This window comes from candidate division WOR-3 bacterium (genome assembly GCA_039804025.1).
In the GTDB taxonomy this organism is placed as follows: Bacteria; Hydrothermota; Hydrothermia; order Hydrothermales; family JAJRUZ01; genus JBCNVI01.
In genome coordinates, this window is record JBDRZP010000009.1 from 11676 (window position 1) to 27753 (window position 16078).

Genomic DNA, 16078 nt, shown 5'->3' on the forward strand with positions numbered 1-16078 from the left:
AATTACAGGAATTTTGAGGAAATTTAAGGACTATATTCCTGTGTGTCATTTCTATTGGTTAATAAATTATACTATTATGATATTGAGTTTACTTTCAGTATGGATCTTCTGGAGTGTATTTTTAATTTTGATTTTTCTTTCATACTTTAAGTGATTGAAATTTTAAATGTAATTATTTTAAAATAAAAAATGAGTTTTAAAAAAATTAAAGTAAAAGGTTACAGTCTAAAAATCTTAATTTTTTATTTCCTAATTTTATTTTTTTTCATAAATGATATTTTTGCTCAACAAGATATCAAAGGAAGTAAAGATCATCCTGTTATATCAAGATATCCTGGTTCTTTTATCTATCATTATGAAGTAAAAGAGTTTGATGAGTTTTACATTCTTCTCGAACCTTTAAAATCTTCAAGTGATTTTGATATACAGAAGGCAAAAAAGGAAAAAGTAGAGGGTAAAGTTACAAAAATTCAATACCAGGCACCAAAAGGAAAAAGTTCTCTTGAAGTATTCAAAAACTATGAAGAAGCAGTTAAAAAAGCGAACTTTGATATACTTTATTCTGCAAGGGGAAAGGAAATTGCTGGAATAAGAAAATTTCTTGACCCTTATTTCTGGAACATATACGCAACACAGGATGATGAAAATAATTTCTTCTATTTATCTGCAAAAAATAAAACTAAAAACTTAGTATTATCAATCTGTGTTCTTCCAAGTTTTGATGGACCAAAAGTATTCCTTGGAATTGTTGAATTAAAGGAGATGGAAAAAGAACTTATAACAGCTAAAGATATATATGAAAGAATAAAGAGTGAAGGGCATATTGCTATCTATGGAATATATTTTGATTTTAATAAATCAGATATAAAACCGGAATCTGAGCCCACCCTAAAAGAAATCGCAAAATTTTTAAAAGAACATCCTGAAATAAAAATATATGTTGTTGGACATACAGATAATGTGGGAAAACTTGAATATAATATGGAATTATCAAAGAAAAGAGCAGAAGCTGTTGTTAGAGAATTAACTGAAAAATATGGAATAGAAAGAGAAAGACTAAAACCCTTTGGAGTCGGACCTCTTTCCCCTGTTGCATCAAATAACACTGAAGAAGGAAGAGCTAAAAATAGAAGAGTTGAATTAGTTGAAGAATAAATTATAATTTTGATATCTTTTATAATTTATATATGAAAATAGGAAGATTTGAAGTTATGGCAACTCTTCAAGCTGCAAGAGCCTTCTGTCTCGGAAAACCATTAGATGAAGCAAAAAGCTTCGGACTTAATAGAGCCATATTCTATGCTGCTGCTAAAAGGGGATTTAAACCTAAAATAAAAGAACCAGGAAAAGAAATAACCCAAAAAGAACTTGAAAAAATTAAAGAAAAATTAGAAGGCGAATTCAAAATTGATAGAATTGGTGATGAATACGCATACTGCATTGAAAAAGAAGGAAAAAAATATTATGTAATAGGTAATGAAATCCTTACTGAAGAAAAATTTCAAAAACAAATTGAAAGAAAATTCAAAGGAAACTGGGAAAAGGCTTTTGAAGAAGCAGTAAATATCTGCAAATCCTATGAAAAAGGAATTTTACTTTCACAGAGAAGTTTTTACGAAATTATATATAAACCAAGAAGAGACGAACTCGCAAAAAAATGGAACGAAATCTTCTAACTGACACAATAAAAGCAAAATTCAAAAATTTATGTCCGAATTGTGGAAAGGATATAGAGTCAGAAAGACTTTTTAAAGGATTACCATGTATTAATTGTTTAAAAGAGGAAAAAGAAAATTTTTATGAGGAACTTGAAGAAGGTGAACTAAAAAAAATTTTTAACCTTAATAAAGAACTTAAAGAGTGGGAAAAACATTTTGAAAATTATATGAAATCAAAACCATACAGTTTACAATCAACATGGGCTAAAAGAGCACTACTACAGCACTCCTTCGCACTCCTCGCTCCTACAGGAATAGGTAAAACTTCTTTTGGAATAGCAATGGCTTCCTTTTTTGCAAGAAAAAATAAAAGATCCTATTTAATTTTACCAACAATTCTTCTTGTTGAACAGATTGAAAAAAAAATTTTAAATTTTGGTGTAAATGAGGAAAATATTCTTGTCTTTAAAGAAGAAGGAAAAGGGAAAAAGGAAAAAAAGAAAGAAAGGTTAAAAAGGGGAGATTTTAAAATTCTAATTACTACTTCAATGTTCCTTTATAAAAATCAGGAAATCATTCCAAAAGATTTTGATTTTGTATTTATTGATGATGTGGATTCATTCCTGAAAACTGCCCAAAATATAGATAAAGCCCTTTATCTTCTTGGATTTAAAGAAGAAGATATTGAAATGGCAATGAATTTGATAAAACTTAAATCTAAACCCAATAAAAATGAAGAAGATATAGAAAAAATTAATAAAATTTCAGAATATCTAAGAGAAATATCAGAAAAGAAAAAGGGAGTTCTCGTTGTTTCATCTGCTACCTCTAATCCCAAAACAAACAGAATTAGACTTTTTAGAGAACTCCTCGGGTTTGAAGTCGGTTTACCTATTTTTTATTTGAGAAACGTGTCTGATCTTTATGCCCCTATAAATGAAAAAAAACTTGAAGACTGGATAAGACTTTTAGGGAAAGGTGGTTTAATCTTTTTATCATCAGATAAAGGCAAAGAAGGAGTTAAAAAAATTATTGAAGAATTAAAAGAAAAAAATATAATTGCTAAAAGTTATGAGGAAATCGATGATGAAGTATTAAAACTTTATGAAAAGGGAGAAATTGATGTTCTTGTGGGCATTGCTTCTTATAAAAATCCACTTGCAAGGGGTTTTGATATGCCCCATGTGGTTAAATATGCAATTTTTTACGGAGTCCCCAAAATTGTTATTTCATTAAAGTTTGAAAAGAACCCATTACATTTATTATGGGCAATATCATCAATAAGATCCCATATAGTTAAAAAATTTCCAAGGTATTCAAAGAAAATCGAATACTGGATCAAAGAATTAAAAAAATTCAGAGGAATAAGTGAAGAATATTTAGAAACAAATTTAAAACTAAAAGAAAGAATTGATAAATTGGTAAAAGAGATAAGCGAATTTTTAAAAGAAGAAGAAATTGTTAAAATACTTGAAGAATCAGAGGAAATCGTTCTTAAAAATGTGGAAGGAGAATATTTCCTCTATCTTTCCGATGCTACAGGTTATCTGCAAGCAAGTGGAAGAACATCAAGAATGTATGCAGGAGGTATAACAAAGGGAGTATCCCTTTTACTTATTGACGAAAAAAGACCATTTAATCATCTTATAAAAAGAGTTAGATGGTTCAGTGATGATATTGAATTTAAAGAAGTAAATTCCGTCAATCTTAATGAAATTATCAAAGAAATTGAAGAAGACAGAAAAAAAATAAGAGATTTTATGAAAGGAATTTACAAACCAGAATCAAGGGAAATTTTAAAACCCTTACTTATTATAGTTGAATCTCCAAATAAAGCAAGGACAATTGCCAATTATTTTGGAAAACCAATAAGAAGAAAAATTTTTGAACATGATGTCCTTGAAACATCAATTGAAGACAAATATATAATGATAACAAGTTCTTTGGGACATATACTTGATTTAAATAAAACTGAGGGATTTCACGGAATAAATTTAAACGGAGAAATAGAACCTGTTTATGAAGTTATAGAAGGGAAAGAAGGAATAATAAAAAGTTTAAGGAAAATGGCAATAGAAAGTGAAGAAATCCTAATAGCAACTGACCCTGATACAGAAGGAGAAAAGATTGGCTGGGATATAATGGAAATCTTAAAACCTGTTTCAAAAAATATAAAAAGAATGGAATTTCACGAAGTTACAAAGAGAGCGATATTAAAGGCAATAAAAGAGCCAAGAGATTTTGATTTAAATTTAGTAAGAGCACAGATTGTAAGAAGAATAGCTGATAGGTGGGTTGGCTTTGAATTTTCACAGCTTTTACAAACAAGTTTTAAAATGAGTCATCTTTCTGCTGGAAGAGTTCAAACTCCAGTCCTAAAATGGATAATAGAAAGGGAAAAAGAATTCTTCAAGAAAATTTACAAAATAACAGTATTCCTTGATGAAAGAAGAAAATTAAAAGTTGAGTTCATATTTGAAGACAAACAGGAAGCAAAGAAGTTTTTTGACGATTTAAAGTATGTTGATATTGAAATATTAAAGGAAGAAGAAGAAATAAAAAATCCCCTACCACCTTACAGAACAGACACAATGTTAAAGGATGCAAGTGATAGATTTAAATTTTCTCTTCCTAAAACTATGGAACTTGCTCAAACACTTTTTGAACTTGGATTCATAACATATCATAGAACCGATTCAGTAAGAGTTTCAGATTATGGACTGAATCTTGCAAAAGAATATATAAAGGAAGAATTCGGTGAAGATTATTTTTACGGAAGATTCTGGGCCGAAGGTGGGGCTCACGAATGTATAAGACCAACAAAAAATATAGATCCTGAAGATTTAAAATCCCTCTTACTGAGTGGTGAAATTGAAGGAATTAAAGAGGAACATATACTTTTATATTCTTTAATATTCAAGAGATTTATAGCAAGTCAGATGAGACCTATAAAACTTAAAAAATTAAAAGTTTTAATTAAAACACTAAATAGAGAAATTGAAACAGAAATAAATACAGATATTCTTCAGGATGGATGGAACAAAATTTTGTATATTGACCTTGGAAAGAAAATTGAGGGGAAAATTAATGTGGAAAATAAAAAAATTTTTAAAGTCTTACCGAAATCTTTTCCCTATACACATGGAGAACTTGTTGAAGAAATGAAGAGAAAAGGAATTGGAAGACCTTCTACATACGCTACTATTATAGAAAAATTAATTGAAAGGGAATATGTCATAGAAAAAAATAACTTTCTTTATCCAACCGAACTTGGTAAAAAAGTTTATAAATATTTATCACAAAGAGAAAAAATAAAAGATTTTTTATCAGAAGAATTTACAGGAGAACTTGAAAAAATTATGGACGAAGTTGAGGAAGGTAAAGAAAATTATCAAAATATTCTAAAAGAACTTTATCAAAAAATTATAAATATTAATAAATAAATCCAAAAATCTTACTTTTTACCCGTAATTGAAAATTTCCATGGCTCAGGTATCATTAAAAACATTAAACTGGAACCCAATATAATCATATTTTTAAAGAAACTTATCATATCCATAGTCTTTGCCATAGGATCAGTAGCAGCCCAGAAATTATGCATTATTAAAGTCACTGGAATATAAAATATAACAAGAGCTAAAATTCCAATTCTTGGATAAATTCCTAAAAGTATAAAAAGACCACCAATCAAAAGCAAAAAACCAGTTAATAAAACAGCAAGAACTGGAAAAGGAACACCTTTTGAACCCGCATAAGCAGCCATTGCTGAAAGTTTCGTAAAATGATTTAAACCAAATAAAATATGAAATAAACCAAAAAGAATTCTGCCTATTAAAAAGGCTATTTCCATATTTTTCCTCCTTTTTTATAAAGGGATTTGAACCCTTAAATTAAATGAAGAATTTCTAAAGCAGTGTCTTTCCAAAGAAAGGAAATATAATTTTCTTTCATATAATTGACAAGCTCTCTGTAAAGTCTATTCAATTTCTCTTTATCTCTCTTATCTTCAGAATTTTTAAGTTTTTCATATTCAGGATGTTCACTTTTCCATTTATCTATTAACTCATAAGCCTTTTTGGGCCTTTCTATCCATATAGAAATTTCTCTAAATTCTGAATCATAAAAAATAAAAACCGGTATTTTTTTAATACCTCTTGAATAAAGCTTTTCTTCAAGATAAGAATTTAAAGACCTTATAAATATCCTTAAATTTACATTTTCTTCTTCAAAAATTTTCTTAACTATAGGTAAATTACAGGCAGAATCTCCACAGAAAGGTTCTGTCACACATAGAACATTCATTGTTCCATATTTTTCTATCCTTTTTCTTATTTCTTTTTTTATATCATCATCAATAACCAATTTACTATATATTTCCTCTGTTATATACTTTAAATCAGACATTTTTTCAATATAATCTTTGAAAGATAAACCTTTATCAAAAAGAACTTTCTCTATCATTCCTTTATCTCAATTTCAGCTTCATCAGCATTAAAATTTACCTCCTTGTGTGTTCCATCACAGAAGGGCTTATTTTTGCTGTGACCACATCTGCAAAAAGCTATAACCTGCAATTCCTTTTCCTCTACACTATCACCTCTTTTAATTATTATTTTCTTCACTTTATCAAACATTAAAACATTGGGACCATTTTTCTTTGAATTTATTTTCATAATTCCCTTTTCTCCTTTTTTGAAGGATTTGAACCCTTCTCAAGTAAAAATTTCTTTAAATATAAAACAAAAAGTATATCTTTTAAACGGGAAATTTTTTCCTTTACTTCAAAAAGTTTTATCCCATTCTCTTTAATAACACTAAAAACTTGAGATTCAATTTCTGAAATTTCTTTTACTTTTTCTATTATTTTGTAAATTTTTTCAAGATCAACACCACTATTTGCTAAATCATTCAAAATATCTATCAACTTCAAAGATTCTCCATAATATTTACCTGTCTTTGGACACTTAACTATCAAACCAATTTTTTCCAGTTTCTTAATATGATCCTTTGAAAATTTATATCTTCTTTCAAGCTCAGAAAGATCAGCTCTTTCAAAAGTCAGATCAGAATATTTAACTATCTCTTCAAAAAGCAAAAGCAAAGATTTATCCTTCTTAATACGGGAAAGAAAAACTTTTACCTCAGGAAGACTCATTCTGTATTTTTCCCTCATCTCCAAAATAAGCCTTAAAATCTTAACACTTTCTGAACAGTATAACCTATGCCCTCCCTTTGTTCTCTTCGGAATAATTAATCCCTCCTTTTCATAAAACCTTAACTTACTACTTGTAACATTATCAAAATACTTTTTTAAATAATCTATCACCTCACCTATTGTCATTAAATTTTTTTTTAAATCTGGATTTAAGTTCATATTTTATTATACCCTCTTAAAAATAAAATTTCAAGTTAAATTTAAATTTAATTTATTTAAAAATTGCAGGGAAGATTATTACTACCCTTTCGATGAAAAGACCGAGTATTATTAAAAGGGAAAAGAAATTTAAAAGTTTTTTATTCAACTTAGAGCTTTTGGGTGCGAGTGCCGGAAACGGGATCAAAAAGGAGAACAAAATTATAAAAGGAGAAAGAAAATTGAAAGGAAACTCCGAGGTTCTTCTAATAAGAAAATGGGTTTCTTCAGGTAAATTTCCATACCAAATCACAAGATATTGTGCAAAAAATAAACCAGCCCACATGAGGGAAAAGCCAAATATCATTGAAGAATTTTTGTAAAGAATTTCTTTATCTTCCATTTTAATTAAATAAAAATGATTCAGACACAGAGAAATATAAACGCTTTCTATAAAAAAGTAAGCACCATAAAGAGTAGAATAAAAGGGATATTCAAGAGATAAAATTAAATCAAAAGCAAAAAGGGATTGGCTTAAAACAAAGCTTAAAAGGTATAAATGGGCATTCTGACCTCTTATTTTTCTTTTAAAAACTAAAGCAAAATAATAAGAAATTAGAAGTAGTAAAAAATTCCTGATAACAAAGAAATAAGGGTTAAACCAGATTCCCTTTTTACCTATCCAGGGGTAATACTTTGTAAAAGGTATAAAAAGAAGAGTTATAAAAGGCATGAATATTAAAAATTTTGTGACTTTCAAATGTTCATCCTTTAGTTTTTTTAGCCACTCTCCCCTTGAAAGGAAAGATATTGCCTGCAGTGCAGGAAGTCCATAAAAAATCTGTATAAGAAAAGAATAAATAGTTAGAATTAAAAAAAATAAAACCTTCATTTTTCCTCTATTTCAATTATATATTCATTTTTAAATTCTTCACCCTTCAAAATCTTATTTAAGTTTAAACCTTTTAAAATTAAAAAACCGATAAAGGAAAAAACAGCACCAAAAAGTATTATAAGTTCATAGTAAATAATTATAAATGCAGGTATTGAAAGGGGTTTTTTACCTCCAAGTATTTCATTCCATTCAAGAGATGATATTGTTGTTAAAAAAATACCCATAAGAAATCCTGTAATTGAACCAATAAGTGTAAAATATTTTACAATACCTTTATCTCTATCGTGAAAATTTTTTACAGGGCAGGGAGTAAAAGTCTTAATTTTTTCTCTTCTTATTCCTCTTTCAATCAGTTCCCTGTATTTTTCTAAAAATTCCCTTTCATTATCAAAGGTGTATCTCATTTTCCTCCTCCTTTATTTCTGTTATTGAAAGAAAAGGGAAAATTTTTATAAAAATTAAATACAGGGTAAGAAATAACCCAAAACTTCCAATAGTTATTCCTATCTCAATTAAACTGGGTGCATAACTACCCCAGGCATAGGGATTATAATCTCTTGATAAAGACGAAGTTACAATTACAAATCTTTCATACCACATTCCGATATTCACAAATATTGATAAAACAAAAAGATAAGGTATATTTCTCCTTAATTTACTCACAAAAAGGGAAAGAGGCATTATAGAATTACAAAGAATCATTATAAAAAAGAAAATTTTTGCACCACCTAAAACTCTGAACCTGAAAAGTTCCTTTTCAAAAGGATTTTCCCCGTAAAAGGCTAAATAAAGTTCTACAATGTAAGAATAGGTTACTATAAGGGAAGTAAATAAAAGAATTTTTGAAAGGTCATCAAAATGCTCCTTTCTTATATAATTTTCAAGTTTTAAAATTTTTCTTAAAGGAACTGTTAAAGTAATTACCATTGCAGAACCAGAAAAAATTGCTCCAGCAACAAAATAGGGTGCAAAAATTGTTGTATGCCATCCCGGTAAAATACTCATTGCAAAATCCCATGAAACTACAGAATGAACAGAAACAACAAGCGGAGTTGCAAAAGCAGCCAAGTACAAATAAAGCTGATTATAATTCTCCCACTCTCTTTTTGTTCCCTTAAAACCAATAGAAAGAATTTTATAAAACAGATTCCTTATTTTATCCTTATAATACCTCGCTGCAACGGCAAGATCCGGTATCATTCCAACATAGAAAAAAATTAAACTAACAGTAAAATATGTGCTTACAGCAAATACATCCCATATAAGAGGAGATTTAAAATTAATCCATAAGTGCCTTTGATTTGGATAAGGCAAAAGCCAGTAAAATTTCCAGACTCTTCCAAGATGTATTAATGGGAATAAACCAGCTACCATTATTGCAAAAACTGTCATTGCTTCTGCTGAGCGATTAAATCTTGAGCGAAATTTTGCCCTTAATAGAAATAATACCGCTGAAATAAGTGTTCCTGAATGTGCAATTCCTACCCAGAAGACAAAATTTGTAATATAAACCTTCCATCCAACAGGATTTGTTTTTCCAGAAACTCCAATACCTCTTATAATCTGATAACTCCAGCTCAAAGCACCAGTAAGGAGCATAAGAAGTGAAACAGTTAAGCAAAAAATATAAAATTTATCAACTTTCCATAAAATTGATAGAATATTCCTTTCTATTTTTTCAAATTTTTCCTTCATTATTTTTTATATAATATACTGAGGGTTCAACTCCAAGTTCTTCTAAAATCCTGAAACTTTTTTCCTTTGATTTTTTATAAACTTCCGAATTTTGATCCTTTATATTACCAAAAATTATCGCCTTAGTCGGACAAGTTTGCATGCAAGCAGGAACAACCTCACCATCTTTTACATCTCTCCCCTCGTCCTTCGCCCTATCCTTTGCTTTCCTTATTCTCTGAATACAAAAAGAACATTTTTCCATAACTCCCTTTGGTCTTATTGAAACTTCAGGATTTGTCATTAACTTTAATTCCTCTGTAAAATACAAATAAGGAGCAGTTTTTTTCTCTGACCAATCAAACCAGTTAAACCTTCTAACCTTGTAAGGACAGTTATTAGAACAATATCTTGTCCCAACACACCTGTTATAAACCTGAACATTTAAACCTTCTGGATTATGATAGGTAGCAGAAACAGGACAAACAGGCTCACAGGGTGCATAATCACAATGCTGACATAACATGGGAACAAATTCAAATTTATCATTGTTTATATAGGGTTCTATCCTTATCCATGACATTTCCCTTCCCTTTAAATGCTCTTCATAACCTGTACATGGGATATTATTCTCAAGGTAACAGGCTGCTACACATGCAGAACATCCTATACATTTATCAAGGTCTATAACCATAGCCCATCTGTATTTAAGGTGCTCATGCTCACCATATATACTTTTTAAATATTCAGTCTTTTTTTTGATATCATTATGTTCTTTAAAATCACGGTTCAAAATTCTTCCATAATCTAAAAAAGAACCTGAAAGTATTGGTAAATTTTCCCTTCTTCCTGTTTTTTCTATACTTTCTAAATTAAAATAAACAACAAAATCCTTTGTATTCTCTTTTACACTGAAAGGACCCTCATAAAAATTAATATCAAGAACAAAGACATTTTCTTTTAAAAACTTTGTTATAAAAATAGGTAATTTAATTTCTTTACCTTCATAACTTAGAGAAACCTCGTCACCATTTTTTAAACTTCTTTTACTTGCAAAATCTTCTGAAACATAAAGAAATTTCCTATAAGAAATTGTGCTTAAAGGATCAGGAATCTCATTTAAAAGCATAATTGAAGAAGATCTTCCATCGTAAAATCTTAAAGAAGGCGACACTATTAAAGTATCTTTAAAAGAAATTTCTTTTATATTAAAGTTTTTAATTTCTTTTAATACATTATCCTTTTTAAATTCAAATTTAAAAAATTTATCTAAAACAACATAACCCTTTTCAAAAATTTCACTTTTTCTTTCACCTAAAGTGTTATCAAGTTCCCTTTTCACATAATCTTCAAAATTCTCATATTCTATCTTATTATTAATTTTTAAAAGGTCAAATATTACCTCACCAAAAGATTTTGTATCATAAATCTTTTCCATTAACTTTTCCTGAATAACAAAAAAGTTTTTAAAGGTTTCAGCAAACCCGCTAAATTCGGGAAAAGTTGAAAGGGGAAGAATAATATCAAACTTATCAATATTATCAATATATGTATCTGAAAATAAAACTTTAATTTTAAAACTTTTTAAGAATTTCTCTAACTTTTCTTTTTTCAGAAATTTAAAAATATTAATATTATTTACAAAAAGTATATTATTTTCCTCGCCAGAAGCCTTATCAATTTCTCTTTCTATATCCTCAGAAAAATCAATATCTTCAAACCCGTAAGAATAATTAAAATCTATCACCTCAGGATAATTTCCTTTTAAATAGTTGAAAATATTCACAAGTATGTTTAGATAAAAACCGTTCTCTGTCATTGAAGATATATCACCAGCTACAATAAGGGATTTTAAATTCAAAGATTTTTCCTCAATTTCTTTTAAAAGATTTTTATCCACACCTAAATTTTCAGCAACAAAATCAAGTTCATAAGAAGGTAAATACTCTAAAATTTCCTTAAACTCCCCTCTACTTTCAATAAGTTTTCTTAAAAGATAAATCATAATAAAAATTTCAGATTCAGGTTTTAATATTATTCTTTTATCAGAATTCATTCCTGTAAGGGAAAAATGGGGTTCAAAATGGAACCATTCAAATTTCTTTTCTGAAAAGAATTTAGAAAATGTTAATGGATTCAAAAAACCTTCAAGAAAACTTGTTCCAAAGGTTAATAAAAATTCAGCTTTATCAAAATGATAAAAAGGTATATCCCTTATTCCAAAACATACTTCATTAGCCTTTCTTATATTTGAAAAATTGAAAAATTCAAAATTAATTCTTTTAAAATTATACTCCTTACAGAAAATCTCTGTTAAATTTTTCAATGAACTCTGTAACTTTCCTGTTAAAAGGTAATTTTTCCCATTTTTTAAATTTTCACCTAAAATATTATAAACTGAAGACCAATCAGATTTTTTAAAACCTCCTTTTTCCTTTAAAATTACATCCTTTAATCTCTTTTCACTGAAAGTTCTCTGCAAGGAAGCCTGACCCCTTATACATAGAGATCCACCTGTAAAGGGAAAAGAAGATAAACCCTCAAATTTTACAGGATAAAATTTTCTTTTTCCCTTATAAACTTTATCATAAAGTTTAGCCTCAACTGGACACATATAAGGACATTCCATACAGACTGTTCTCTTATAAACCGGTTCACCTGGAATAAAACCTTCATCAGGTGGAATTAAAAAAGGAATTAATTTTTCAGAAGTATCCTTTAAACCGCATGATTTTGCAAAAAAGGAAAAAGATGTTAAACCAAGAAATTTAATAAAATCTCTTCTTTTCATTTTTTCCTCCTATTTATGGCAAACACTGCAATCTCTTTCAGCACCATTTATTTCATGACATTTTACACAGAAACCCATCCTCATTGACCTCACCTTTCTTACAACATCCATTGCCTTTATTTCACCGTGACATAAAGTACAATCTATACCCTTTTCTATATGTCTTTTGTGAGAAAAATAAACCCAATCTTTAAATTTATGCACCTTTACCCACGGAACAGGTTCCCCCTTATTATAGTATGTTGTAAGTTTAATAATTTCCGGGGAATCCTTTTTAACACTTTCATGACAGGTCATACATAAGCTAAGAGGAGGAGGTAAAGTAACAGTTGACTTTTCTACCTTTTCATGACAAAAGGTGCAATCAAGGGAAAGTTTATAGGCATGAATTTTATGGGAGAACTTTACAGGCTGGATAGGAGAATTTTTCCTTTTTTCAATAATATTCATATAGAAAAGAAAGATTATGGCAAAAATTGAAAGGTAAAAAGCATAAAAAATTTTAAAAAATTTATTCATATTTTTTTAACTCCTCCATAAGGTATTCAATAACAGCATCTATTTCTTTATCTTTTAATCCAAGATTTGGCATAGGAGGATAGAGAGGATTAATTTTAGAAGGATTTTTTATAAAAGACTTAAGTTTTGCGAGGTCTCCTTTATATTTTGGTAAAACTTCTTTAAAGGGAGGACCCACAACTTTCTGTTCAAAGGAGTGACAGGAAGAGCATAAATCATCAAAAACTTTTTTTCCTTCTATACCCTTTTTCTCTATTATCTTCTCTTCCGGTTCCAAAGCTTTTAGCTCTTCACTTTTAAGGAAAAATTTTTCTTTATTAACAAAATAAAAAACTTCTAAATCTCTTGAAATAAAAAGGGGAAGTGTTAATAAAAAAATTAATAAAAATTTTATCTGATTATTTTCTTTGTTTAAATTTAAAACAAGTAAGTAAAGGGAAAATAAAAATATTATGGAAAGATAAAAATAAGGTTTTATGAGGGAAACATCGGGAAGTGTTAAAGTATCCCAGAAATAAAAAATTGGGAATAAAAAAAGGAAAAAGTAAAATATACTCTTTTTAATTTTTAAAAAGTAATAAAGCAACAATAAGAATATAAAAATAGAAAAAAATTTTGCGAAAACATTAAAGGAATAAAGTATATCTTTTAAACTTTTAACAAAAAGCATTTTTTCAGAATCAAGATAAAGTGTTATTGAAGAGGAAAAGAAAAAGAGTGAAAAGAGAAAGAGAATAAAAGAAAGATTCCTGCTATAAAGGGGCTTAAAGTTAATTGAAATATAAGAAAATATGTAAAATATAAAGGCAAAAGAAAAATAGGGATTTTTATAACCAGTTAAAACATATAGAATAACTATCAATATCAAAAGAGGTATAAAGAAAATAATGAGTTCAAAAAATGTATTTAAAAGGATTCTTTTTTTATCAAAAATATAATAAATAAATAAAAAGTAAGATAAAAAAACAAGTAGATAAACCACCGGTAGAAAATAGACCAGAATATTAAGGAGTTCTAATTTCATAGAAATTCTAAAATTAATTTTAAAAAAATATTAATCTAAAATTCAAATAGTATTAAAGAGGCAACTTGAAAGGTAGTTATCTTTTATCTCAAAATCATTATAGTTATAATCAAAAAAAGAGTATAGTAATTAATCAATTGGAATACTTTTTTAAAATTTTTTAAATTTTTAATATAAGAAAAGATTAATAATAAATAAATTGCAGTGAATAAGGAAAAAATAAAATAAGTTTTACTGTGAACAACACTGAACAAAGGAAAACTCAAGGTAAAAAGCAAAGCAGCTGAAATTAAATTGTAAAGAATTATACTTATTTTCCTCTCATCAAAAATATCCTTAATTGTTCTAAAGCCTGCCTTTTTATAATCATCACTCATAATATAAAATAAAAGCATAAAATGGGGAATCTGCCATAAAAGAAAATAAAAGGAAAGGGATAATATAGTGGGAGAAAAGGGATTACCACCTGCTGAAACCCACCCTATAAGAGGAGGCAGGGCTCCAATTATGGAACCAGGCAAAAAAGCATAAGGAGTTTTTTTCTTTAAAGGTGTATAAATAAAAATATAAATAAAAAAAGTAATAAAACCAAGAATAAAAGCAAAAACTCCAAATTTTAAAAAAATTAAAGTTAAACCTGAAGTTATAAGAAAAATAGAAATTAAAAAAGCAAAAAAGGGAGATATATCACCTTTAACAATAGGTCTATTTTTTGTTCTTTCCATTAACTTATCAAAATCCCTTTCAATATACTGATTTAAGGAAAGGGAGCCTGAAGCTAAAAAATAAAGAGAAATAAAAATAAAAAATAAATCATAAAAATTTTTAAATTTTATATAATAACCCAACAATCCTGAAAAAGTAGAAAGGAAAGCAATTTTAAACTTTGTTAAGGAAAGATAAATTCTAATAAATTTCATTTAAGAAACTTTATATACTCAATAATAGCCTTTAATTCTTCTTCCTTTAACTCAGAAGGAGGCATTAGATTCTCATATCCCTTAACTACTTTTTTAGCTGGTTCCAATATTGACTCCTTTAAATATTCATCATCCGCAACAATCTCTAATTCTTTACCCTCTGAAAAAACAACTTCCTTCTTTCCATACATTCCTTTAAAACTCGGACCTATGGACTTTGAACCATCCGTTGAATGACAAGCAATACATGCATTTTCTGAGACCAATTTCTTTCCTTTTTCAACTAAATCAATATCAAGACCTGATTTTTCCTCCTTTTTCTCAGGAGCTTTTTCTTCAGCTTTTTCCACTTTTTCTTCAAGTTCTTTTTCAACCTTAATCTTTGAATAAAATTTTTCCTCTTCCAAAACCTTTACCTTAGTTACCATATAAGAATGTAAATCACCGCAATATTCTGCACAGAGTAAATCATAAGTTCCTGTATCTTCTGGAGTAAGAGAAATATATGTCTCATAACCGGGAACAAGGTCTTCTTTGATCCTGAAAGCAGGAATATAAAGAGAATGAATAACATCCGTAGTTTTCATTGTAAGTTTTACAGGCTTATTCAAAAGAAGATAAAGGGTGTCGCTTTTAAAACCGTTTTCATATTCAAAAAGCCATGACCACTGTCTACCCGTAACTTTAATTTCATAAGCCTCAGGGGGAATATATCTCATCTTTTTAAAAACATAAAATCCATAATAAAACATTGAAAGAACAATTATTGTGGGAATGAGAGTCCATGTAATTTCCAGAACTATATTATCTTTTACATCTTCTGCCTCTTTATTTTTAGAACTTCTATATTTGAAAATAAAAAAGAGCATTAAAAAAGTTATTAAAAGTAAGAGAAAAAATCCAATTCCACCTATATATAAAAAAACATTATCAACATCCCTTGTAAAATTAGCCATTATACTCCTCCTCTGAAAGGATAATCAGAAAAAAGTAAAATCAGAATAATAGCAAGTGAAGAAAGGGCAAATAAAACCATATATTTAAAAATCCTATCTTCATATTTAAGATGCATAAAATAAAGAACTACAAGAGTGGATTTTATTCCAGCAATTGTAAGAGCAATAATTATTGATGCATTAAAAATTCTTAAAGCAGTTAAGGTTACTGTCAAAAATGTTAAAATAATAAGGCTAAGCCAGGTATAAAAATAGAGGGAATATCCTGTTTCTTTATTTTCCATTTTT

16 protein-coding genes are annotated in these 16078 nt (G+C 28.2%); 3 read left to right on the plus strand and 13 right to left on the minus strand.

The window, feature by feature from the left end; genetic code table 11:
• Window positions 1–189: 189 nt before the first annotated feature.
• From ABIN73_04445 to rgy, 3 genes are read left to right on the plus strand one after another with little or no spacing between them, the layout of a single operon-like run.
• Window positions 190–1155: a DUF4892 domain-containing protein gene (locus ABIN73_04445; GenBank protein ID MEO0268975.1), complete on the plus strand. Its 966-nt coding sequence runs from the start codon at window positions 190–192 to the stop codon at window positions 1153–1155.
• 32 nt (window positions 1156–1187) lie between these two features.
• Window positions 1188–1676 carry a hypothetical protein gene (locus ABIN73_04450; GenBank protein MEO0268976.1) on the plus strand — a complete coding sequence of 163 codons (489 nt, stop codon included), beginning with the start codon at window positions 1188–1190 and terminating at the stop codon, window positions 1674–1676.
• Window positions 1658–5101 carry a reverse gyrase gene (gene rgy / locus ABIN73_04455; protein ID MEO0268977.1) on the plus strand — a complete coding sequence of 1148 codons (3444 nt, stop codon included), beginning with the start codon at window positions 1658–1660 and terminating at the stop codon, window positions 5099–5101. The genes ABIN73_04450 and rgy overlap by 19 nt, the downstream gene beginning before the upstream one ends.
• An 11-nt stretch (window positions 5102–5112) precedes the next feature.
• On the opposite strand, the gene ABIN73_04460 is transcribed toward rgy, so the two are convergent.
• From ABIN73_04460 to ABIN73_04520, 13 genes are all read right to left on the minus strand, one after another.
• Window positions 5113–5508, minus strand: a complete 396-nt coding sequence (locus ABIN73_04460) for a DoxX family protein (GenBank protein ID MEO0268978.1) — start codon at window positions 5506–5508, stop codon at window positions 5113–5115.
• A gap of 35 nt (window positions 5509–5543) precedes the next feature.
• Window positions 5544–6119, minus strand: a complete 576-nt coding sequence (locus ABIN73_04465; GenBank protein MEO0268979.1) for a thioredoxin family protein — start codon at window positions 6117–6119, stop codon at window positions 5544–5546.
• A complete protein-coding gene (locus ABIN73_04470) occupies window positions 6116–6331 on the minus strand; it encodes a CDGSH iron-sulfur domain-containing protein (GenBank protein ID MEO0268980.1) in 216 nt (71 codons plus the stop codon). The genes ABIN73_04465 and ABIN73_04470 overlap by 4 nt, the downstream gene beginning before the upstream one ends.
• A complete protein-coding gene (locus ABIN73_04475; GenBank protein MEO0268981.1) occupies window positions 6328–7032 on the minus strand; it encodes a MerR family transcriptional regulator in 705 nt (234 codons plus the stop codon). Before ABIN73_04475 ends, ABIN73_04470 begins: the two co-directional genes overlap by 4 nt.
• Before the next feature lie 52 nt (window positions 7033–7084).
• Window positions 7085–7903, minus strand: coding sequence for a hypothetical protein (locus tag ABIN73_04480; GenBank protein MEO0268982.1), 819 nt, complete (start codon window positions 7901–7903; stop codon window positions 7085–7087).
• Window positions 7900–8310 (minus strand): quinol:electron acceptor oxidoreductase subunit ActD, encoded by a 411-nt coding sequence (locus ABIN73_04485; protein MEO0268983.1) that lies wholly within the window; start codon window positions 8308–8310, stop codon window positions 7900–7902. Before ABIN73_04485 ends, ABIN73_04480 begins: the two co-directional genes overlap by 4 nt.
• Window positions 8294–9601 (minus strand): NrfD/PsrC family molybdoenzyme membrane anchor subunit, encoded by a 1308-nt coding sequence (gene nrfD, locus ABIN73_04490; GenBank protein ID MEO0268984.1) that lies wholly within the window; start codon window positions 9599–9601, stop codon window positions 8294–8296. The genes ABIN73_04485 and nrfD overlap by 17 nt, the downstream gene beginning before the upstream one ends.
• The gene (locus ABIN73_04495; protein ID MEO0268985.1) at window positions 9585–12371 is read right to left on the minus strand and encodes a 4Fe-4S dicluster domain-containing protein; all 2787 of its coding nucleotides are present in this window, start codon (window positions 12369–12371) and stop codon (window positions 9585–9587) included. The genes nrfD and ABIN73_04495 overlap by 17 nt, the downstream gene beginning before the upstream one ends.
• Before the next feature lie 9 nt (window positions 12372–12380).
• Window positions 12381–12890, minus strand: a complete 510-nt coding sequence (locus tag ABIN73_04500) for a cytochrome c3 family protein (GenBank protein MEO0268986.1) — start codon at window positions 12888–12890, stop codon at window positions 12381–12383.
• Window positions 12883–13914 carry a cytochrome c gene (locus ABIN73_04505; protein MEO0268987.1) on the minus strand — a complete coding sequence of 344 codons (1032 nt, stop codon included), beginning with the start codon at window positions 13912–13914 and terminating at the stop codon, window positions 12883–12885. Before ABIN73_04505 ends, ABIN73_04500 begins: the two co-directional genes overlap by 8 nt.
• An 83-nt stretch (window positions 13915–13997) precedes the next feature.
• Entirely contained in the window at window positions 13998–14834 is an 837-nt protein-coding gene (locus tag ABIN73_04510) for a protoheme IX farnesyltransferase (protein ID MEO0268988.1), read from the minus strand.
• Window positions 14831–15790 carry a cytochrome c oxidase subunit II gene (gene coxB, locus ABIN73_04515; GenBank protein MEO0268989.1) on the minus strand — a complete coding sequence of 320 codons (960 nt, stop codon included), beginning with the start codon at window positions 15788–15790 and terminating at the stop codon, window positions 14831–14833. Before coxB ends, ABIN73_04510 begins: the two co-directional genes overlap by 4 nt.
• Complete coding sequence (locus tag ABIN73_04520) at window positions 15790–16074, minus strand: cytochrome C oxidase subunit IV family protein (protein MEO0268990.1); 285 nt, start codon at window positions 16072–16074, stop codon at window positions 15790–15792. Before ABIN73_04520 ends, coxB begins: the two co-directional genes overlap by 1 nt.
• Between the last annotated feature and the right edge of the window lie 4 nt (window positions 16075–16078).